Raw genomic sequence first — 21,035 nt, 5'->3', positions numbered from 1 at the left:
TTAGGTGTTCGGTGTGGTAACCTCACTTTTAACCTAATTTCACGGGGGTGGCAAGTTTTTTGCATTTAAATCCCTTTAAATCAAGGATTATTAACTTTTTTAATATAAAAGTTTTGACAATACGACTTTATTACTAGGGGGTCCTTTATGACTTGGTTTACCAAATGGGCGTTACGGAACAAGGCGGCATTAGCTTTCGCTGTGTTTGCCTCTATGATTTTTGGTATTTTTAGTTACACCACGATTCCAATGGAACTGATGCCGTCTGCCGATCAGCCTTACGTGACCATTTCAGTGGTTGGAAACGGCATGGATGCTGTAAGTATGGATGAACAGGTAACACAACCGATTGAAAAAGCATTAAATGGCGTCAGAGGAAAACAAAATGTCGCAGCGCAAACAGGGAATAACTTCACGCAGATGACCGTCACCTTTGAATCTGACATTAATGTGAAAGAAGCTAAACAACAAATTCAAGAAAGAATTTCCATGGTTAATCTTCCCACTGGAGTCATGAAACCTTACGTCGTCAACCTGAACACATCTGAAATACCGATTGTTGAACTAGGTCTTACCTTTGACAAGGAAATTAGCAATCATGAGCTAAATCTCGTAGAAAACGAGATTATGCCGATGTTCCAAGACCTAAAAGGTGTCGGCAATGTCATCACCAACGGCGGCAGCAATCAACAAGTGATGATTAAAGTTGATCCTGGCAAACTAGCAGCCGCACAATACCCGCTTGAAAAGCTCTACACTCTTCTTCAAGGAAAAAATGCATCGGTGGCAGTGGGCGAACAAACCTTAAACAACGAAGCAACAAGTATCATCGTAACAGGAAAATTAGAATCCGTTGATGACCTCAAAAATATTCAGTTAAATAATAAGACCAAACTGCAAGATGTCGCTGAAATAACCATGCAAAAAGATACCGCAAGCATCACCCATTTGAACGGGAAGAATTTTATCGACGTCGTAATTCAGAAGGATTCGACCTCCAATGCGGTAACCCTCGGGAAACAAGTAGAAGAGGCGGTTAAACAAATTAACAAAGACTATGAGGGAACACTACAAGCTACTATTTTTATGAATTTAGGGAATACCGTTCTTGATTCAATTAACTCGATGACTAGAGAAGTATTGACCGGAGCATTATTTGCGACTCTTATTATCTGGTTATTCCTTCGCAGTTTCCGAATGACCCTGATCACGATTGTCAGCATTCCACTTTCTCTTTGTATTACAATGATTTTACTCTCATTTTTTGGCGTTACGTTAAACATCCTCACCCTTGGAGGGATTGCGGTATCGGTCGGACGACTGGTGGATGATAGTATTGTTGTCGTTGAAAATATTTATCGAAGAAAGAAAGATCATGAACTAACCCCTGCCTTTCTTATCGAAGCTGTTAAAGAAGTTGGCGCAGCCATTACGTCCTCCACCCTTACAACGGTGGCCGTATTTCTCCCAATGATGATTGTTTCGGGAGGTTTAAGAGACCTGGTTGCCCCGTTTGCGATTACGATCACTTGTTCACTACTAGCTTCATTGCTGGTTTCGCTGACAGTCGTACCAGTACTCAGCGGCCGTATGATGAAAAAGGTAAAAGTGAAAGAACACAAGACACATTCGTTCTACCCCACTGTGTTGAAATGGTCGCTTAACCATAAATGGCTTCCTATCATACTAGTAGTTCTGGTGGTGGCCGGGTCAGTTGGGCTGTTTGTTAGCATGCCTAAAGGGTCTGTCGATCAGAAAGATTCCGCCTACATAGCCATCAATCTTCGCTATCATAACGGAACCCCATTAAGCGAAATAAATGACGGGATTTCGAAAATGGAGAGCATTCTTGCAGATAAAGAAGGGGTAAAGAACCGTATAGCGATCGCAGGAGTCAATGAAGGTGCTGCGCAGTATGGAAATTTACAAGATGCAAACGTGGTTCAATTTATGGTTTTCCCAAAAGAAGGGACCGATTCCGCCAAATTTGTAAAAGACATTCGAAAAACAAAAGATCAATTCCCAGGTGCGGAGCTGACTGCAGACACTGCTGGATTGTTGGGAGTTAATAAGACCACGGTTTCAGTGGATGTGATTGGTAAGAATGAATTAGACATAAAAAAAGCTGCTGATCTCGTCAAGAAAGAAATTAGTACCATTGATGGCGTACAAAAAGTCGAAAGTAATGATCAAAATACAAAGCCAACCGTTACAATTACGGTGGATTCAAAATTATCCAACGCACTGGAAATCTCTCAGTCGATTCATGCCATGATTCAGCCTGCTGCGATTGGAAGCATTAAAATAGATGGTCGGTCCACTACGGTTAAATTAGGAGCCCTCAAAGAAATTCAAACGGTAAATGATTTAAAAGATTTGCAGCTAATGACACCCAATGGACCAGTTCCTCTCTCAAGCATTGCTAAAATAGAAGAGAGTAAGGAACCAGGTACCATCTATTCAAAAGACGGTCATCATTATCTTCAAGTAAATGCTTTTGTGGATTCAGATAAAATGGTGGACGTAGCTGGCGAAATTCAAAAACAGATCGCTGGATGGGACAAAAATAATACATTTGGCAAAGAAACAAGTGCAGAAATCACTGGTTCTGCCATGCAGTCATCGGAGGATTTAGTAGAACTGGGTAAACTGGCAATGTTCTCGATTGGTATTGTGTTTATGATTTTGTTGGTTACCTTAAAGTCGTTCCGTGCAAGCATTGCTATTCTGATTTCTCTGCCGCTTGCAGCTATAGGTTCACTATTAGGGTTGGTGATCACTCAATCTAGCATTAATATCTCTTCTGGGATTGGAATGTTGATGCTAGTTGGAATTGTTGTTACAAATGCGATTGTGCTGGTCGATCGAATCCGTCATAATGAGGAGAGTATGAGTATTCGCGAAGCAATTATGGAAGCAGGAAAGGTACGTCTACGGCCAATTCTGATGACAGCACTTGCTACTGTATTTGCGATGCTTCCGCTTCTGGTTGCACATGAATCTGCGATGAGTTTAAATCTTGTTTCAAAGGGACTTGCGGTGGTCGTCATTTTTGGTCTTATCGTGTCCACTCTTTTAACACTGATTGTGATTCCAACCTTCTATGAATTATTTCATTTCCGCAAAGCAAAAAAACAAAGGCTGCATGGTATCCACGTATCAGATACGTTAGACCAATAATGTCGAAAAAAGGCGATGACACATCTATCTGTCATCGCCCTTTCTTTTTTACTTCTTAAGAAGGTCTAAAAACGAACAAATCGTTAAGATCCCTTTATCAAAGTTTTCCAAGTTAAAGTGTTCATTCGGAGCATGAAGATTCTCATCTGGCAATCCGAATCCCATTAAGACAACAGGGGCATTTAGAGAATGGTTGAAATCCGATACAATTGGAATCGAACCCCCTTCTCTTTTGTAAACTGGTGCTCTTCCATAAACCGTTTCATACGCTTCGGCCGCTTTTTGAATCATCGGGCTGTCGATCGGCGTTAAGAATGGATTCCCCGTATCTTGAAGAGACACTGATATGGTGCTGCCTTTTGGCGCATGTTCTTCTAGATGTTTTTTGATCAATCCCTGAATCTTTTCCGGGTTTTGATTGTGGACGAGACGGCAAGTGATTTTGGCATGTGCCTCGTTCGGGATGACTGTTTTTGTTCCTTCCCCCTGAAAACCTCCCCATAATCCGTTGATTTCTAAGGTTGGCCGGGAGCTGATTTTCTCAGGGTATGGGAAATTGTTTTCCCCTCCGGTTAAATCGGTTAACCCTAATGATTTTTTTAGCTTTTCTTCATCAAATCCTAACGCTTTAATTTGTTCCTTTTCAAAATCTGTAAGAAGAACAACATCATCATAAAAATGATCTACATTTACTTTTCCGTTTTCATCATGAAGGGTCGAAAGGAGCTGGACTAATAAATGGTTGGCGTTCTGTACTCCCCCGCCAAACATGCCCGAGTGCAAATCTGAATTGGCGGTTTTTAGGGAAAATTCCAGTGCACAAAGACCTCTTAACGAATAAGTGATGGCAGGAACGCCTCTATCCCACATATCTGAGTCAGAAATAACGACTACATCACAAGCTAATTTCTCTTTATTTTCGGATAAGTATGGCGGAAGATGAGGACTTCCGATTTCTTCTTCTCCTTCGATGCAAAACTTAACGTTCACCGGTAATTTACCTTCTGTTTTCAAAAGTGTTTCCACTGCTTTGATATGTAAGAATGTCTGCCCTTTGTCGTCGGTTGCCCCTCTAGCAAAGATCTTTTCATCACGAATCGTTGGTTCAAACGGAGGCGTTTCCCATAAATGAAGAGGATCAACCGGCTGCACGTCATAATGGCCGTACACTAAGACAGTTGGGGTGTTCTCCTGGTGAAGCCAGTCCGCATAGACAATTGGATGGCCTTTTGTCTGGATGATTTCCACATGTTCCATTCCAATGCTTTCTAATTTATTGGCAATCCATGAAGCTGCTTTTTGGATGTCCTCTTTATGCTCGGATAAGGAACTGACGCTTGGAATTCGGAGCAATTCTTTTAATTCCTCAACATTCTGATCATGTTCGTTAGATAATAATTCAGATAATTGACTCATATTATCACCTTTTCTAGTTTATTTCCCCTTCTTATTATATATATAAAGTCATGATTGGCATCAAGTAATACAACTCGGCTAACACCTATCACGTCAAAAAATAAAGACCCCACTCGAAGTCTTCACCTCACCTTTTATAATACCCCGCAAAAGCTGGAAAACTCTATTTAATATGTTTTAATAAAATTGCCAGCCCATAAAAAAAGTCTTATTGTGGTTTAATAAAAATATAAAAATAATCCCCAAGCTATAACTCCAGCAATAAATACTAAAAACCATCGTTTTGAATACGTTATTCCTAAAATTGCTGCTGCGCAAAAGAAAGGAATAATAATAATAAACATCCAAATCGACCATAAACTTAAAATCGTTGAAATGATAGAAAGAAAGAGAGCGATCCAGATATATTTCGTATTTTTCTTCTTAATGCCAAGCGTAACAATCATTAAACTTACAATAATTGACATATAAAAAGCAACGCTTAGAAACATCGCATTTTTCCTTCCTTATGGCAGTTAAATTTGAAATGAAACCAGTTTACTATTTACCGATATTTTCTTTTCCTTTTTGATATTTCCACTCCATAATGTTTACTACAATTAGAAAAATAAGAGCTGTTCCAGATGTAGAATAAAGAATATTCCAAGATATATCGGGAACGATATTCAACCTGGATATAAATATTGGAACAAGAAAAAAAGCTAAACCAAAACTTTTTAATAATAAAAACTTCTTACGCAATTTTGCTCCCCCTAAAAATTATCAAACACCTCTTTGTAACAGTTTTAATTTCTCCTTTTTTTTAAGTACAGGACTATATAACTCATTTAACTAAATCCCCAAAAAGGCGCCTTCTTATTTAAGAAAAGCGCCCGATGTTGAACAGTGAAATATGTGAAAGATTACTCTGCAAATACGTTCTAATGAATTTGACTATCACACCTGTTTCTACGGCTTGGCGAGGAAGGCCGCTGGATTATGGTGCTTTAGGACCAATCAACGCCACCCCAAGAGGATTGCAACTTTCGCAACAGAACAATTTGGCCGATATGATACGTATCGTGCATCATGATATGACTAAGTAAACGCTCGATAGAATATCTGTTAGCAGCATATGGAGCTTTTAACTTTTCATCGTCAAGATCCGCAATCACCGTTTTTAATTTATTCATGACTTCATTAAGACGCTGCACTGTCTGGGCCCACCCAATTTCGTCTTCTGGATCCCCCGGTTTTCCAAAGGTCTCTTCATTGTTTTCTGCCTTTTGCTGATTCTCTGTACCTTTAATTCGATGGATTACGTCTTCATTCCAAAATATCAAGTGATTAACAATCTGCCAAATTGAATTGCTGATTCCCGAACTTGTCCATGCTGCCTCAGCTGCGATGACTCCATGAAGCGCTTGATCCATGGATGCAAACCAATCATTCTCATGCCAATGCATGTCGTGTTGGTCTAAAAACATTTGGGTTACAACTTGCATTCAACCAATCTCCTCACTGTTTAGTTTCATCATTCAAATCATTTATTTTGAAAATTCAACAAAATCATGATCCTTATGACTTATTCGGCTCATCCAACTTTTATTCCTTCATCATGACAAATAAAGTACACAATAGGGCAAACGTTTTTATTTCAAATGATCAACGAGCCGATTGAGTAATTCACTTAAAACCACTATCTTCCGCAAATTGTCAGTGACCTCAGCGGCTTAAAATTAATCAGCTGGGTATTTGCCATCTACACTCTTACCACTTCTGTCACGACACCTATTTACGGGAATTTGGCTGATTTATTCGGCCGAAAAAAAGTTTTTATCTTCGGGGTTATTTTGTTTGTCGTTGGCTCGATGTTGTCGGGAGCTGCCCAAACGATGAATCAATTAATTTGGTTCCGTGCTTTTCAAGGAATTGGTGCTGGTGCGGTTATGCCGTTAACCTTTACAATTATTGGTGACCTTTTTCCTGGTGCATGGAACCGACAGCTATTTATATCCTATTTGCTGTTTCCGTCATCTTTATTGTGTTGTTCGGTTATATCGAAACCAAAGTGAAGGAACCGATGCTTCCTCCATCCCTTTTCAAGATTCCTGTCATTCTAGTTTCCAATCTCATCGGTTTTCTATCTAGTGCGGTCTTAATTGGTGTGAATGTATATTTGCCAATGTGGATTCAAACGATTCTTGGCCACAGTGCGACGAGCTCAGGACTGACACTTATGCCAATGTCGATTTCCTGGCCTTTGGGTGCAACTTTTGCCGGTCGGTATATGTATAAAATTGGCTCAAAGTTTACAGCCATTCTTGGTGCTGTTTTGATTGCCCTAGGTGGAACATGGCTGCTTGCTGTGGAACTTGACTCCCCGTATTGGTATTTTGTAGGAATTATGATTGTGATCGGTCTAGGCATGGGTTACGCGACCATCCCAACCACCGTTCTCGTTCAATCAGCGGTTGGCTGGCAAATGCGTGGAGCAGCAACCGCATCAAACAGCTTTACTAAGTCCATTGGCCAAACGGTTGGGGTTACTATATTTGGAACTATTTTTAACAACTCATTGATTACGTTTGGAAAAGAGCATGCAGGGGGAAGTTGGAGTGGAGGAGGCAATATTAGTAATCTCTTAAGCTCAGAAACCATTCATCAGCTGCCTGCGGACGTCATGACGATGATCCAGGAGGCTCTTGCCCATGGAATGCACCTTGTATTTATCCTCGTGTTTTTTATTGGGATTGCGAACCTCCTTTGTACTCTCTTCCTTCCTTCACACAAGAAGGTAATGGAGCATCAAAAGCAAGTCCAACATTAAACGTGAATAGCCGCCAATTTGGCGGCTTTTACTTCTAACATAGGCAAAATATTGGATGGTTTTAACTAACCGACTTTTCAAATCAATAAACCGCTCCATTCGCTTACTTCACATTGACCATATTCATTATCACCCACTGCTACCACCGTGCCATCCGATTTTATCCCTATGGTACGACACCAACCTGCCTCGACCGCTACAATATCACGCCAATCGTTTACATCGCATTGGCCATGCTTATTCCAACCTACAGCCGACACTGTCCTGTCAGATTTAAGGCCGATGGTATGAGCATTACCCGTGTTCGTCGCCATATGCACATTACCTGCCGCAACCGCCACAATATCCCGCCAGCCGCTTAGATCACATTGGCCATATTTATTATCACCCACAGCAGACACCGTACCATCCGATTTAAGCCCCACAGTATGACGCCGACCCGCAGCTATGGTACCTTTAGGCCACGGTTTCAGCTTTAACACCCCTTCTTTCGGTGAAATGTAATCCATGTTTTACCTCCTAATAAAAATCCATGCAATAAAAGGAACAATCACCACATACAATGCAGAAATAAACCAGTTGTTTGTGTAATAAATCCGCTAAAAATTAAGGAACCTACTTTAGTCCATGAAAGTATTTTAAAATATATTTTTATGAAAAAACAGTCGCACGCAAACACCAAAGAGGAACCCTCGAACAAAGTTTATAAAACCAGCAGACATATTTATGTGTATAGAATTTTTTACTCCCCCAAATGAAACAAAAAAGGGTCTAATTGTTTAAGTATGATATGGTATGATGAAAAAAAGCAATGTTAACTCGACGTTTTTTATAGTTAACATCTATTAACTAGGAGGAGAATGATGTTTAATCTACGAGGCCATCATCTTTTTTGCCTGTTGGGCTATCGGGGAATGGGCTATTCAGAAGAATACGTAAAAAATATGACTCGTTTGCATCAAACCTTGAGAAATAACCCAAAGACGTTAATTCAGATCGTTAAGGGTCCCGATCAGTTGTGTGAAAAATACCCCAACTCTGGTCAATACCACTGCCAGGACGACAATATTTATGAAAGAGATCAAGTTATATTAGATAAAATTGGACTTAAAGTCGGAGAAGTTCTGAACTGGGAGGACATTGAATCATGCATCAGAAAGTTTGTCGTTCCTTCCGATATTCAAACTGTGTGTAAAACTTGTTCCTGGAGTTCCTTTGGAGTTTGTGAGGAAGGTATTCAAGAGATTCATGAATGGAAGGGTTTAAGAGAAGTTACATAAGCCCATCCGCCTTTAGATTCATCATTTGCCTCCACTTAAACTTAATTTAATCTATACACTGAGTTTACAAGACTTTAATATTCAGATGTTATGATTGGATTAACAACGAATGAGGAGGCAATCTAAATGAATGTGCGTGCAATGTTTATTGATATGGATGGTACTCTACTAAAAGCCTCAAATAACATTTCCAGCCGAAATATGGAAGCCGTTAATACGCTCATGAATCAGGGGGTCAAGGTGTTTCTGGCTACTGGTCGACACTATGAAGTAACAGCTCCTTACCATAATCAACTTGGATTACGAACACCGATGATTTGTTTGAATGGTGCCGCTATTCACGATGCAGATTCAGGAAAAACAATACAAATGAAAACCGTCCGACTGAACGATGAACGATTCCACCATGTGACAGCTAAAAGTGCTTGGAATGTTATTATCCATACAGCAAATGGTGTTTATTGTAAGAAGACAAATGAGGAAATTGATTATTGGACACAAGTGGGGCGGATTCCGCCACATTATATTGGAGATTTAAGACAGGCAACTTATCAAGATGTACTTAAATATAGTGTTCGAACAGGTACACCTTGTCCAAACATTTCCGCTTTGTTTAACAAGGAAGCAGAAGTCATCAATTGGAATGACGGGTTTGAATTGCTTGCACCTAATGTTTCGAAATGGTCTGCTTTAAAAAGCCTCCTTCGTGAATATCGAATCAGTCCTAATGAAGTTGTCGCTATTGGAGACGGACCCAATGATATCGAGATGCTTCGTCATGTAGGTACTGGTGTAGCCATGGGGAACGCAAGTGAAAAGGTTAAAGCGGCTGCTGATTTTATTACGGGGCACCACGAAAATGATGGATTAGCTCAGTTTATCGAACAATATCTTCTTAAATCAAAACAATCCTATGCGATATAAAGTTGTTTTATATCTACTATAAATTGCAGCGATTATCAAAAAGCTCCAAACCGATTGAACAAGTTTGGAGCTTTATTTTCCATTATTTTGACAGTGCATGTTTCGTCATTGAGTTAGTTACCTGGCTTAAAATTACTGCTGCGATTCCCTGTATGATCGTTTTCACGATGACTTGCCCAAGAATAGCTGCTGGCACGGCTTCCCATGGTAAGAAGTTGGCTCCAAGCGGGCTAAGGCCAATGATGACGAAGATCACCGAATCCAATAAGCCCCCGACGATTCCACTATAAAAAACTCTCCAGCTCATCGGCAGTTTCAATCTTGTATAAATCTCTGTATCTGTTGTTTCTGCCACGGCAAACGAGAGAGCCGAAGCTAAGACGATAATCAGTGTATCCCCTAAAATGAATGATACAACCGCAGAAAGGAATAAAGCTGTTCCTATGAAAATATAAGTCTTCTTTCTTCCATATTTATTTTGAACCAAGTCTCGAAAGATAAACGTGGCTCCGATAAATAAGGTACCCATAGGGACAATAAATACCCCCATCTGCAATGGGGCAAAAGCTGCCGTAACCACGTTCGCCGTTACGATGGAAATTAAATATAATATGATTCTCATTCTTTCCCTACTCTCTTTCTAACCTCTTACACGCCTCGCTTATTTCCCCAAAGCAAGGCATGCAATTGCGGCAATACTTTAACATCATTCAACGCTGGGTCTAAAACTACACAATCAACTAACCACTCATATTTATTCAGAAGTTTTTGAATCAATTCATTGTTATTCATATTCGTAATATCATCATTACCCACCTGAAGGTAAAAAGGAATCTCTGGGTAACGATGATGAACCTTTTTCGCATATTCAAGATCGTTTTCATCAAAGATGACGACTTTCAAACTCACTTGATGTTTAAAATCATTGTCGTTTAAATTTTGAAAAATAGAATCTAAGATTTCAAAATTGGTGATCATATTGGAACTTGGCGGCTTCGGTGAAATCGTTAGTTCATCAATGTTTAAGAACCAGTCTTGCCATCTACTCCCTTGTGTTTCGATCCCAATCTTGATGTCTTTTTCTTTTAGTAAATCAATCAACCCATCTAAATTCTTCAGCAGTGCTGGATTTCCCCCGGAGATCGTCACAAACGAGAAATTATCACCGCCAACGCTTGTTAATTCAGCCCAAATTTCTTCCGCGGTCATTTGCTGAATATCTTCTTTGGCGCTGCCGTCCCATGTAAAAGCAGAATCACACCAGCTGCAAGAATAATCACAGCCGGCGGTCCGTACAAACATTGTTTTTTGACCAATGACCATCCCTTCTCCTTGGATGGTGGGGCCAAAAATTTCTAGAACAGGAATCTTGCTCATTCCTCCATCCACTCCCTTCGCGCTTCTGCATAGCTAGTCGGAGTTTCAAAGAGACGGACAAATTCCACTCTTGCTCCATGATACTGTTCCTTCCGCTCTTCTGTTTCTAATGCTTCCTTCATTTTCTCGTAAATCCAAACCACCATATTTTCTGCGGTTGTATTCATCGATGGAAGGGTTTCATTCAAATATTGATGATCAAGGAATATCTCGATTTCATTTTTCCAAATCTCTTTAATATCGCCAAAGTCAATCATTAGGCCGCGATTATCAACAAAACCGCTGATTCCAAAAATAACCCTGTACGTGTGACCGTGCAAATTTTTGCATTTCCCTTCATAACAATGCAGATGATGCGAAGCATCGAAGGTAAACTCTTTGCTTACTAGTACACGTTTTTGATGATATTTTAATTGATGTGGATGAATGTCCTCATTTATTTTTTGAAGTTTATCAACGATACGAAAACCCATCGTTAAAACCTCCCATTTAAAAAGTCTTCAAGCCCTCTTTTTCGTAACACACAGGCTGGGCATTCACCGCATCCATCCGCAATCACACCGTTGTAGCAAGTTAATGTTTTTTCACGAACAAACTCTAATGCGCCCAATTCATCCGCTAGTGCCCATGTTTGTGCTTTGTTGATCCACATTAACGGGGTATGAATGACAAAGTTATCGTCCATCGAAAGATTTAACGTAACATTCAATGATTTAATAAAAATATCACGGCAGTCTGGGTACCCGCTGAAATCTGTTTCACAAACACCTGTGACTAAATGCTTCGCTCCCACTTGACGAGCTAAAACACCTGCAAAAGTTAGGAATAATAGGTTCCGACCTGGCACAAATGTGGAGGGAAGTTCCCCTTCACCGCCATCAGTCACTTCAATATCTGAACGCGTTAACGCATTAGGGGCTAATTGATTAAGTAAGGCCATATCTAAAATATGGTGTTTCACACCAAGCTCATTGGCTATATTTTTGGCACATTCAATTTCTAAACTATGCCTTTGATTGTAATCAAACGTAACGACTTCTACTTCTTTAAATTGTTTTAAGGCCCAAAATAAACAAGTGGTGCTGTCTTGGCCACCACTAAATACCACAATGGCCTTCTCATTTTTCAACATTTCTCACTATACTTCCTTTCAAATAGAAAAAACAGTACCCCAAGATAGAAGTACTGCTTCATCTTAGTTTTTTTAATGAGGGGGGCTAGAACCTCGGTTGCATACATGCAATGATATATTAATTTCTATGACTAAATGATTATAAACTATAATTTTAATTTTTTCACCTATTTGTCGACAAATTTTGCATCCTTTTCTTTACAAAACTACAGCAGCACGCATCTTATGGAGCTGTATCTGTTTAAAAACTAGGTAAAAAAACATATTTTCAATTACTTCTTCCTTTTGATTTCACCCATTCAGCTAATGAATGTTATGCTTTCTGAAATTACCACCCTTCACCTCTGCTACATCATAAACGGTAACAAAGGATTTTGGATCCAGTTCATTGATGATTTCTTTTAATTTTGTTTCTTCTAAGCGGTTAATGACACAGGTGATTTCTTTAAATTTTTCATGGGAAAAGCCGCCATAAGCCTCTTTATACGTTGCACTTCGGCCTAAACGATCGCGGATGGTCTCCACCATTATTTCAGGCTGAGTGGTGATAATATTGAAGGTTTTAGACCCGCTTAACCCTTCTTCTACAATGTGAATCACTTTCGATGCAATAAAGTAAGCAATGGCCGATAGAATCGCCCCTTGTAAACCAAATGCGATGCCAACGAAAATAAATACAAATATGTTTAAGAAAAGAATGAGATCACTGGTACCAAACGGTAATTTTCGAGATAGGAGGACGGCCAGCATATCAATTCCATCTAACGCACCGCCATTCCTTAAGGCTAACCCCATCCCAAATCCAAGGATAATACCGCCAACCACTGTCACTAACAATGTATCCCCCTCAATAATAGCAGGGGTATGGTGCAAGAGACTGGTTCCAACCGCTAGGGAAGCAATCCCGATAATCGAAAATAACGCGAAACTTTTTCCAATTTGCTTATATCCTAACCATATAAAGGGAATGTTGATCACAGCAATGAGAACACCTAATGGTAAATCAAATAGTTCTGATCCAACGATACTAAGACCCGTCACTCCTCCATCAGATACGTGGTTTGGAATGAGAACGGTTTCTAGTCCATAGGCAGCAATTAATCCCCCGATTATGACCATTAATCCGCGCAGAATAAATTTTAGTTTATTAGTTTTATGTATGTTGTTTGTAGTCATATATTTCCTCTCTTCCCTTTACTGTTCAACTGTATCTCTGAATTTCTCCATTAGATTTTTTTACTCATAAATTTACATCGATCTGAGTGGTAATCAGGTCTTCTTTTGTTATTCCTAAAAATTTAAGTGTCTCCGATGGTGTGGAATGGTTAAAGTGTTTTTGTAAGAGTGCAATCGAGACACCTTGTTTAAAGGCATGATATCCGAAGGTCTTTGCTAGTGAATTGGTCCCGATTTTCCCTTCAACACCTACCTTAACAGCTGCATCATGGATGATTCGATAGGCCTGTTGTCGTGTAATCGGTTGTTTAAATTTACGAGATTGGAATAAATAAATTTGTTGTTCACTGTTGACTTGGTCTAAGTAAGAATTTACCGCTTCTTTCACTCTTTTGTTTAAATAAACCGACTTCCTCCTTTCACTCTCCAGTTCAGAGTAATGATAAAAATCCTTCATTTCCCCATCCCCATTAAAAAGTTCCTTCACCTTAATTAGTAGCAGTTCAGATATTCTAAGCCCTGTATTTATTCCAACAACAAATAATAAATAATCCCTATATGAATGTTCCATAAGGTAATTTTTCATGGCATTTATTTGTTCTAAGTCTCTAAGTGCATCCACTGTTTCCAACGAATCATTACTCTCCTTCAATGTTACATAACTAAATTATAAAGTATGTTTGAGTAACATTCAAACATTCTGCCTAAGAATTATCGGATTTATATATCATAGGAAAATAGATAGTACAAGTATACTAGCCCCTAAAAAAACGAGAAAAAGGCCTTAGCCCCTGTTATATAGAGCTAAAGCCATATACTTATGATGATCATTTTCAAGCAGCACGTAATTATAAACACTTAGTATGTAATTAATGATGGTCCAAAAATTTAGTAACTGACCGAGCAGACCGAATAAGAATTGGCCCAATTAATTCCACTAAATCCAAAGAGATGTCAAGGACTTCCCACCAAATGGATTCCTTCCCTTCTTCTTTCCTTTTGTCTCTTCGGGCCTTTCTTTTCTCTTTAAATGTATTCACCATACTCTCTCCCCTCTTACCATTATTATACAATTATCTTTTCGATTTATTAACAGTTCACATACGTTTTGCAACTAAAAGTACTTCCATTTGTTCCGCAATTTAGAATACACATCTCGTGCCAACCCAAATGAGGATAGAAATCTCAAGTTACACAATTGTACAAGCATTTCTTACAATCTCTCATATCCTATATTAGTAGATTAAAAAGGTGGTGATTTAATAATGTCTGATCGAAATAGGCAAGATTCTTCAGCAGCTTATGGCTATTTTGCACTCGTAGGAACCGAGCCGATTTTAGTAAATCCCCAGGAAAATATACGATTTAATCAACATGGTTCATTGAAAAATATACGATTTTCCACGAATCGCAGTACCATAAAAGTTTTGAAATCGGGAGACTATAAGATCGAATATACATTACTCATAGATGGGCCTGCTTCCACTTCTGTTTATGGTATTTTCTTAGGCGATTCTTCTGAGCCAGAAAATCTCACAAAGTTTGGCATAACAAGGCAAGTGAATAATGCGACCCTCATGCTTATAGGACAAGCAATTATCCATGTTTCCAAAAAATCCACCATTGAGCTAAGAAATATTGGTACGACTACAGATACACTTTTACCGGTTTTAGGGGGACAAGGTATAAATGCCGCATCACTATCCATTGTGAAACTTAGCTGATAAGTGGAGTTTCCCTTGACAGCCGATCCATTGAAAGTTACAACGCTCCAAACGGTCGGTGATGTTGTAAAATATATTGAAAACCGTTAAAAAATAGAAAGTGCGGATCGCCCAACGCAAGCGGACACATGATCCTGGGTGAATGCAGGCAGAAAGCATCCGCCAATACTCTATCAAATTTCAACAGCCGTGCTGCGTTATTAAAAAAGCGTTCTACATATGTAGAAACGCACCTAGGTTACATAGAAAAAACGAGAACCATAATGGCCATTCCAAACTGAATGAGACGGGATAACATTGATACTCCCCCTTACCCACAATCCTACAGCCATCCCCCATCATACCATTAAATTCCAATTAACATTTATATTAAATCTGTGTCTTAGACAGCGTGTAGTTTATCATATAATTGACTTAGTACATAAAAATTATTTTCAATGAGGGGAGATTGGGATGAATAAAAAAATTTTAATAGCTGTACTCTGTATAGGGTTAGGTGCGGTAATTTATTTTTTGTCATCATGGCCAACAAAACCTGCAATTCCTGCTAAACTTAATATTCCTACTACCTCCTTGGAAGAAAGTATCTGTGAAAGAGTAACAGCACAATTTGGAGATTGCCAAAAAATTCTTTTGTTTGATGCTCATTCTAATTTAGTTTTTGCCGAGAACAGTTCTGGAATCTCGCCTGTGCTTACAAATAAAGAGTTTACTAAATTTAAACAATTCATTTTTCCAATGATGGATTTCCAGGAGTTCAAGGAAGAGAAAGTCGAGAGAGGACCAATAGACTGGCGAGCTAAAAATCATATCCAAAAAGATTTGTCGGTTATATATGGTTTTGCAGAAGACGAGGCGAAAACCATTGTAATAAATAGTGAAGGCAACATCCAGCCCAACAGGTTTTTGGTTCGTGATCACTTATGGGTTTGGTATGCTGTTTTTCAGAAAGATAAAGTTACATTGCCAGTAAAGGTAACGGTTTATAATTCAGAAGGTCAAATTATTTTCGGAGGAAATGGAAAGAAGGAATAAAGCTAACTCCCCCACCCTACCCGAAATGAATCACGAACCACGGCAGGGATTTGAATGCAAAATGTATTTTAACCTCTTATCACTGGATTTTATCATTTTTTGTCGAATTTTTTCGAATTATTTATATTCGTTTCTTATATTTTTTATAGTACTATTAATCTAGTTCTTTAATACCAAAATTAGATAAAGGCAAACCTTTCGAAAGAATGGGACGCAAAGTTACAGGTCTAAGGTTCTATACTATGATGGCTGTGCTGCCTCAATTAAGAGGAGAGAAAATGTATGCAATTAGATTCAAACTATCCACCATATTTTGATGGGAGAAATTTAGACCAAATAATAGCAAAAATTCAAGAAAATCAAGAAAAGTGCCACACGGTAGTTGTAAAACCAGAAATTCCAAAGGGAGAAGTAGTACAATTTCGTTATCCGCACCCGCTAGACGGACTATTTTTAAATCTTTCTGGCAATTAATAATGTCGATTCATAATGATCAAAAAAGAAGTTTGCAAAAAACACGTTGAGTTAGCACAGCGTGTTTTTTGTTATTTTAACTACCATTACTTCCGCTGATGTTAATTATCCATAAAGTTTACTTAAAATCTACAAATCTCTAAACAGAACAAATGTTTTGTTGTACAATAGTTATGTCAGATTTGATTTTCTTCATAAATAATTTATAGAGGTGGAATTTAATTGAATGGTACATCACACGCAGTAATTAGGGCAGCAACTGGATTTATTGTTGCAAATACATTTCATACTTCTCCTTCTACGACACTTTTGTTTGTAGGATTAGGTAGCGTCTCAGGATTAATGCCTGATCTTGATATTGACGGGAAGCTTCGTGAAAAAATTACTTTGTCGCATAAAGTGATTCGACTTTCTGCGATGATCATTGGAATGATTATGATTCTCTATAGTTTCTTTGAAAAAACAATGGTAGATAGATGGCTGGGGATTGGAATCGGCTGTTTGATCGTCTTGATTGCATCCTTCATTAAGCAAAGACATATGTTAACCATCACAGGAATTGCCGTCCTGGCGGGCGGATTCTCTTTAGGGGAACTATGGTTTATTCTGCTAGGGATTTATATAGTCCTTGCCTCCTTTACTTCTCATCGCAGCTATACTCATTCGATTTTAGGCACTGCGTTCTTTGGGATTATTGCTTCCAACTTCCAAGCTTCAATCGGGATTGATGGTGTTTTCTATTCGTGTTTGGCTGGTTACATCAGTCATTTAATAGCAGATTTAAAAATCCTGCCATTTAATAAACGGGGCGTTAAGCTGTTCTTACCACTGTCTTCCAAGGAAATATGAAAAATATCTGTGAATGATTAACCACACTATTTGGATTGTTTGGAGGAAATGGAACTTTCACAAACTTGTTCAACAAAAAAGGCAATGTCCATTATACATCGCCCAATTACGTCTAGAAAATATTAATCTTCTGTTCCTAAAACATCTGTATTTGGGGGCTCATAACCCATTTGACGGAGCATGGCTACTATTTGTCCCTTATGATGAAACTCATGTGTTATAGTGTGCATTAGCAATTTACCGGGAGAAATAGTTACTAGTTCAGATGCTTCTCTCCAAGGGATTTCTCTTTCAATTGGCACGTTTAATTTATGTCCATGTTGTTCAATTAATTCATTTACTATTGAATCTACTTGATCAAATCGTGATATTATTTCCTCTAAACTGAGATTATGTAATTCTTCCCTTGGAGTAAGTGGTTTATTTGTCTTCAGCAAAACAAATGAGCCAAGCCATGCAACATAGCAATCTGCTATATGAACCAATGTGTCTCTTACACTTTGCCAACCAAAACCATTTGTTTGTGTAAAATGATTAGAATCTACTTTCCCACAAAAATCTAACAGTGTTCCTCTCGTCTGCCGAACCCATCCATATTCGTGTTGAAGCATCCAAACACCCACCTTAACAGATATAATTACATGTTCTATACATGTTCTATAAATGTTAGAAAAAACCTTCAATAAGGAAAAAAACTCCGGTAAATAAGTCATAAAGTGCCTATATTTCTTTATCAAGTTATACCAAACATTTTAAATCAAAATGGAATTTGAGAGATCCAATTTGATTTTGCAAAAGATGGAGGATCGATTTTAATGAAGCATGGTTGGATGGAGGAACCGCCTTCATCCATTGACCGTTCAAAATCCTCCCATACTAAATAACATTAAATAAAAGGTAAGGAGATATGCGGACACTAAGTTCTTTTATATCACCTTACCTTCGTTTTGGATATAGTTTACCCGTATATTTTTTTCTTGATTTATTGTCCTCTTTTACAAACCTGCCCTGAATCTCAGCACGGCTTAATGTACTCCATTTGCAAGCTGCTTCATTGCGTTTAACTCTGAAGAAAGCGCCAAAAACCATTCCTTATCTCCCGTTGATAAAGCCAGATCGAGGAGAAATTCAATTTGTGCCTTATTGGTTACATTTGAAACGGGCAGTTTTTTCACCCGTTTACTTAGAATAGGGATGGTTTTTCCAATTGCTTGCTTATTGTCACTCGTAACAACGGTTACTTTCACAACACCTTCTAGACCTTCCGGTGAAAGTGAATCAATATAACCAATAATTAATTCACCCTCCCGGGATTCTGCCTTAATCCAATCACCCGTTTTTAGATTTGTATTATTATAGAAGAACATCGTTTTTCACCTTCTTGTTTTTTTCGTTTAATACCAGGATATGCATCGTAAATTAATCTGTAATCTTTTTTATTACATTTCCATTAAAGAAGTATTCAACCGATTATCGGTTACTAGCGCTTTTTAACAAGATCGACGACTTCTTTGATTGTATAGTCCCTTAAATATTCTCCCATGTGTTCTTCTACACCAAAGAAAATACTGCATAAGACTTTTTGCATATTTGCCCCGACAATACATTTTTCATTGGATTCAGGACATTTGGGCTGCAGTGCCCCTTCAGAGGTGATCTTATAGATATCCCAAAGGTTTACTTCACTTAAGTCAAGCGCAAAAAGAAATCCTCCGCCGGTTCCTTCTTTGGATTTAATAAATCCATGTTTTTTCAATAAACTTAGAACTTTTCGAATGCGAACCGGATGGACGCCAGCACTTTCAGAGATCGCATCACTAGTGGACATGCGGTCCGTCTGTAACGCAAGAAATGTTAAACTGTGAATGGCAAGAGTAAAATCACTATTCATTGGCTTGCCTCCTAAGACAAAAAACTTCTCATCTATTTTAAAGTTCATAACTTACTGTAATAATAAACATTACAGATTAACTAGTCAAGCATATCGGTAACTATGTCTATTACATTAAACATCCCATTGCTTTTTTACTTGTTCTTCAGCAATCTGTTTAATTTTTTCCCAGGTCATCTCTTTTTCCACTATGACATTGGTATGGTAATTTCGATCTTTATATAATACTTTTACGAATACTTCAATCATCTGTTGTTCCTCCTTTTGTAAATTTTACTTGTAAAGACCATGCTTTTTGCTTTAATTTGCTTCTTTCTGCAATTCGTTATACAAATAGTTTCGAATTCTCCGCGGAAGGAAACTCCGAATTTCATCTTCGTTATAGCCCACTTGTAATCTTTTTTCGTCCATGATAATTGGCCGGCGAACCATTTTGGGATGTTCGATGATTAATTTATACAATTGATTAAGCGGAAGTGTATCAATATCTACCTTTAAATCTTGGTACGCCTTTGAATTCGTTGAAATAATTTCACTCGTCCCCTCTTCTGTCATGCGAAGAATCGATTTAATTTCATCGATTGTAAGAGGATGAGATAGGATGTTTCTTTCTATATAGTCTATTTGATGTTCCTCAAACCAAGCTTTTGCTTTTCGGCAAGACCCACAGCTTGGTGTCGTAAACAAAGTTACCATTGCCATACACACTCCTTAGTAATATTCTGCCCAACATATTAAATGTAACAAAAACCATTACAGTTATCATACTGTAAATATAATCGTTACAGTTCATTTTGTCAATGGGTGTTTGATTGAATCTTATATGCATGGTTAAGATGGCATTAACCATTCGCTCTAATGATAAAAAATTCCCTTAAGTTTTTAATACCTAAGGGATTATTATCAAGAAGATCAGTCTGAATGGTTATTCTATCTCATCGTGGACTCTATTTCTTTTGTTACTATTGCTTTTCCCAATCCTGTTGGAATTTTCCCCTTTAACCTGCTTTAAGGTCGCTACGATCAGAAAGCTAACGATTACTAATAAGAGCCAGGAACTCACCTTTCCTAAATGAACGAGACTCCATGCATCGGTTTGGTTTGGATATTCCCATGCTCCAAAGAACGTTGCGATATTTTCAGCCACCCATATAAAAAATCCAATGAGTACAAAAGAAAGCGAGAGAGGCATGCGATAACGTGTTCCACCAACCTCATATGTGACCCACGATTGCCAGAAAACGACGATGACAAGTCCTGTTAACCACCAACGAACATCCAACCAATAATGGTGGGTGAAAAAATTCAAATAAATCGCAGCGGCAAGAGGGACTACCAGCAAAAACGGCGGCCATTTCACCAATTCAACCTTAAGCCTCCTCCACGCCTGGCATAGAAAACTTGCTACACTCGCGTACATGAAACCACTATACAAAGGGACTCCAAAAATTTTAGAAAATCCTTCCTCCGGATAAGACCAAGAGCCCATATGCACCTTGAAAAGTTCAAGAGTAAGTCCAATAAGGTGAAACAAAGTGATCACCTTAAGTTCATCCCGTGTTTCAAGCCCAGAACGCACCATCCCCCACTGCATCAGAAGGCAAATAATGAGCAGCCAGTCATACCGCGGCAGAAATGGAAGTGGGATGACTTGTGTAATAGCCAAAGAGGCAAAAATAACGACAGGAAACAAACAGGAAAGGGCTTGCTCCCAGCCAAAACGAACGAGTTGTTTAAGCGATCTAATCATTTGTATCTTCAAAGGTTT

At 38.5% G+C, this 21,035-nt stretch carries 24 protein-coding genes, 2 pseudogenes and 1 riboswitch; of the genes and pseudogenes, 8 read left to right on the top strand and 18 right to left on the bottom strand.

Annotated features, from left to right (window positions below; translation table 11 throughout):
* The first annotated feature begins 147 nt into the window (after positions 1 to 147).
* Positions 148 to 3,180: an efflux RND transporter permease subunit gene (locus M3610_RS23940; RefSeq protein ID WP_251463137.1), complete on the top strand. Its 3,033-nt coding sequence runs from the start codon at positions 148 to 150 to the stop codon at positions 3,178 to 3,180.
* A gap of 48 nt (positions 3,181 to 3,228) precedes the next feature.
* Here M3610_RS23940 and M3610_RS23935 read toward each other — a convergent pair whose 3' ends face one another.
* The 4 genes from M3610_RS23935 to M3610_RS23920 all read right to left on the bottom strand — a co-directional run bounded on the left by M3610_RS23935 (position 3,229) and on the right by M3610_RS23920 (position 6,080).
* On the bottom strand, positions 3,229 to 4,596 hold the full coding sequence (locus M3610_RS23935) for a dipeptidase (protein ID WP_251463136.1): 1,368 nt from the start codon (positions 4,594 to 4,596) through the stop codon (positions 3,229 to 3,231).
* 218 nt (positions 4,597 to 4,814) lie between these two features.
* Positions 4,815 to 5,087 (bottom strand): hypothetical protein, encoded by a 273-nt coding sequence (locus M3610_RS23930; RefSeq protein WP_251463135.1) that lies wholly within the window; start codon positions 5,085 to 5,087, stop codon positions 4,815 to 4,817.
* Between the two features lie 49 nt (positions 5,088 to 5,136).
* Positions 5,137 to 5,337 carry a hypothetical protein gene (locus M3610_RS23925; protein WP_251463134.1) on the bottom strand — a complete coding sequence of 67 codons (201 nt, stop codon included), beginning with the start codon at positions 5,335 to 5,337 and terminating at the stop codon, positions 5,137 to 5,139.
* Positions 5,338 to 5,582: 245 nt separating this feature from the next.
* Positions 5,583 to 6,080 (bottom strand): DinB family protein, encoded by a 498-nt coding sequence (locus M3610_RS23920; RefSeq protein ID WP_251463133.1) that lies wholly within the window; start codon positions 6,078 to 6,080, stop codon positions 5,583 to 5,585.
* 198 nt (positions 6,081 to 6,278) lie between these two features.
* On the opposite strand from M3610_RS23920, the pseudogene M3610_RS23915 reads away from it, so the two are divergent.
* A pseudogene (locus M3610_RS23915) lies at positions 6,279 to 7,405 on the top strand (MFS transporter); the annotation flags it as partial.
* Positions 7,406 to 7,488: 83 nt separating this feature from the next.
* Here the strand turns inward: M3610_RS23915 and M3610_RS23910 are convergent.
* Positions 7,489 to 7,914, bottom strand: a pseudogene (locus M3610_RS23910) (hypothetical protein); the annotation flags it as partial.
* 354 nt (positions 7,915 to 8,268) lie between these two features.
* Between M3610_RS23910 and M3610_RS23905 the strand changes: the two are divergent.
* Positions 8,269 to 8,685 (top strand): DUF1284 domain-containing protein, encoded by a 417-nt coding sequence (locus M3610_RS23905; RefSeq protein ID WP_251463142.1) that lies wholly within the window; start codon positions 8,269 to 8,271, stop codon positions 8,683 to 8,685.
* Between the two features lie 126 nt (positions 8,686 to 8,811).
* Positions 8,812 to 9,609 carry an HAD family hydrolase gene (locus M3610_RS23900; protein ID WP_251463132.1) on the top strand — a complete coding sequence of 266 codons (798 nt, stop codon included), beginning with the start codon at positions 8,812 to 8,814 and terminating at the stop codon, positions 9,607 to 9,609.
* Between the two features lie 82 nt (positions 9,610 to 9,691).
* On the opposite strand, the gene M3610_RS23895 is transcribed toward M3610_RS23900, so the two are convergent.
* The 7 genes from M3610_RS23895 to M3610_RS23865 form a co-directional block, all read right to left on the bottom strand.
* Positions 9,692 to 10,231, bottom strand: coding sequence for a VUT family protein (locus tag M3610_RS23895; RefSeq protein WP_251463131.1), 540 nt, complete (start codon positions 10,229 to 10,231; stop codon positions 9,692 to 9,694).
* A gap of 26 nt (positions 10,232 to 10,257) precedes the next feature.
* A complete protein-coding gene (gene queE / locus M3610_RS23890) occupies positions 10,258 to 10,986 on the bottom strand; it encodes a 7-carboxy-7-deazaguanine synthase QueE (RefSeq protein ID WP_251463130.1) in 729 nt (242 codons plus the stop codon).
* Positions 10,983 to 11,459 carry a 6-carboxytetrahydropterin synthase QueD gene (gene queD / locus M3610_RS23885; RefSeq protein ID WP_251463129.1) on the bottom strand — a complete coding sequence of 159 codons (477 nt, stop codon included), beginning with the start codon at positions 11,457 to 11,459 and terminating at the stop codon, positions 10,983 to 10,985. Before queD ends, queE begins: the two co-directional genes overlap by 4 nt.
* A 2-nt stretch (positions 11,460 to 11,461) precedes the next feature.
* On the bottom strand, positions 11,462 to 12,115 hold the full coding sequence (gene queC, locus M3610_RS23880) for a 7-cyano-7-deazaguanine synthase QueC (RefSeq protein WP_098576612.1): 654 nt from the start codon (positions 12,113 to 12,115) through the stop codon (positions 11,462 to 11,464).
* A 306-nt stretch (positions 12,116 to 12,421) separates the two neighbouring features.
* On the bottom strand, positions 12,422 to 13,294 hold the full coding sequence (locus tag M3610_RS23875; protein ID WP_251463128.1) for a YitT family protein: 873 nt from the start codon (positions 13,292 to 13,294) through the stop codon (positions 12,422 to 12,424).
* A gap of 64 nt (positions 13,295 to 13,358) precedes the next feature.
* Positions 13,359 to 13,925, bottom strand: a complete 567-nt coding sequence (locus M3610_RS23870; RefSeq protein ID WP_251463127.1) for a tyrosine-type recombinase/integrase — start codon at positions 13,923 to 13,925, stop codon at positions 13,359 to 13,361.
* A 238-nt stretch (positions 13,926 to 14,163) separates the two neighbouring features.
* Positions 14,164 to 14,337, bottom strand: a complete 174-nt coding sequence (locus M3610_RS23865) for a hypothetical protein (protein ID WP_180230272.1) — start codon at positions 14,335 to 14,337, stop codon at positions 14,164 to 14,166.
* 222 nt (positions 14,338 to 14,559) lie between these two features.
* Between M3610_RS23865 and M3610_RS23860 the strand changes: the two genes are divergently transcribed.
* From M3610_RS23860 to M3610_RS23845, 4 genes are all read left to right on the top strand, one after another.
* On the top strand, positions 14,560 to 15,018 hold the full coding sequence (locus M3610_RS23860; RefSeq protein WP_251463126.1) for a hypothetical protein: 459 nt from the start codon (positions 14,560 to 14,562) through the stop codon (positions 15,016 to 15,018).
* Positions 15,019 to 15,471: 453 nt separating this feature from the next.
* Positions 15,472 to 16,053, top strand: a complete 582-nt coding sequence (locus M3610_RS23855) for a hypothetical protein (RefSeq protein ID WP_251463125.1) — start codon at positions 15,472 to 15,474, stop codon at positions 16,051 to 16,053.
* 178 nt (positions 16,054 to 16,231) lie between these two features.
* Positions 16,232 to 16,315: riboswitch (cyclic di-GMP riboswitch) on the top strand.
* A 20-nt stretch (positions 16,316 to 16,335) separates the two neighbouring features.
* Positions 16,336 to 16,527, top strand: coding sequence for a hypothetical protein (locus M3610_RS23850; protein WP_098576583.1), 192 nt, complete (start codon positions 16,336 to 16,338; stop codon positions 16,525 to 16,527).
* Positions 16,528 to 16,749: 222 nt separating this feature from the next.
* Positions 16,750 to 17,376, top strand: coding sequence for a metal-dependent hydrolase (locus M3610_RS23845; protein ID WP_251463124.1), 627 nt, complete (start codon positions 16,750 to 16,752; stop codon positions 17,374 to 17,376).
* A gap of 122 nt (positions 17,377 to 17,498) precedes the next feature.
* On the opposite strand, the gene M3610_RS23840 is transcribed toward M3610_RS23845, so the two are convergent.
* From M3610_RS23840 to M3610_RS23815, 6 genes are all read right to left on the bottom strand, one after another.
* Positions 17,499 to 17,987: a DinB family protein gene (locus M3610_RS23840; RefSeq protein WP_251463123.1), complete on the bottom strand. Its 489-nt coding sequence runs from the start codon at positions 17,985 to 17,987 to the stop codon at positions 17,499 to 17,501.
* A gap of 414 nt (positions 17,988 to 18,401) precedes the next feature.
* Positions 18,402 to 18,743, bottom strand: a complete 342-nt coding sequence (locus tag M3610_RS23835) for an IDEAL domain-containing protein (RefSeq protein ID WP_098576581.1) — start codon at positions 18,741 to 18,743, stop codon at positions 18,402 to 18,404.
* Positions 18,744 to 18,856: 113 nt separating this feature from the next.
* Positions 18,857 to 19,267 carry an RrF2 family transcriptional regulator gene (locus tag M3610_RS23830; protein ID WP_251463122.1) on the bottom strand — a complete coding sequence of 137 codons (411 nt, stop codon included), beginning with the start codon at positions 19,265 to 19,267 and terminating at the stop codon, positions 18,857 to 18,859.
* Between the two features lie 114 nt (positions 19,268 to 19,381).
* On the bottom strand, positions 19,382 to 19,516 hold the full coding sequence (locus M3610_RS23825; RefSeq protein ID WP_098576579.1) for a BA3454 family stress response protein: 135 nt from the start codon (positions 19,514 to 19,516) through the stop codon (positions 19,382 to 19,384).
* Between the two features lie 51 nt (positions 19,517 to 19,567).
* Positions 19,568 to 19,963: a transcriptional regulator SpxA gene (spxA, locus tag M3610_RS23820; protein ID WP_251463141.1), complete on the bottom strand. Its 396-nt coding sequence runs from the start codon at positions 19,961 to 19,963 to the stop codon at positions 19,568 to 19,570.
* Between the two features lie 229 nt (positions 19,964 to 20,192).
* Positions 20,193 to 21,014: a DUF817 domain-containing protein gene (locus tag M3610_RS23815; protein WP_251463140.1), complete on the bottom strand. Its 822-nt coding sequence runs from the start codon at positions 21,012 to 21,014 to the stop codon at positions 20,193 to 20,195.
* Between the last annotated feature and the right edge of the window lie 21 nt (positions 21,015 to 21,035).

It is taken from the genome of Neobacillus sp. MER 74, from assembly GCF_023714155.1.
This window is presented reverse-complemented; position numbering and strand designations above follow the sequence as displayed.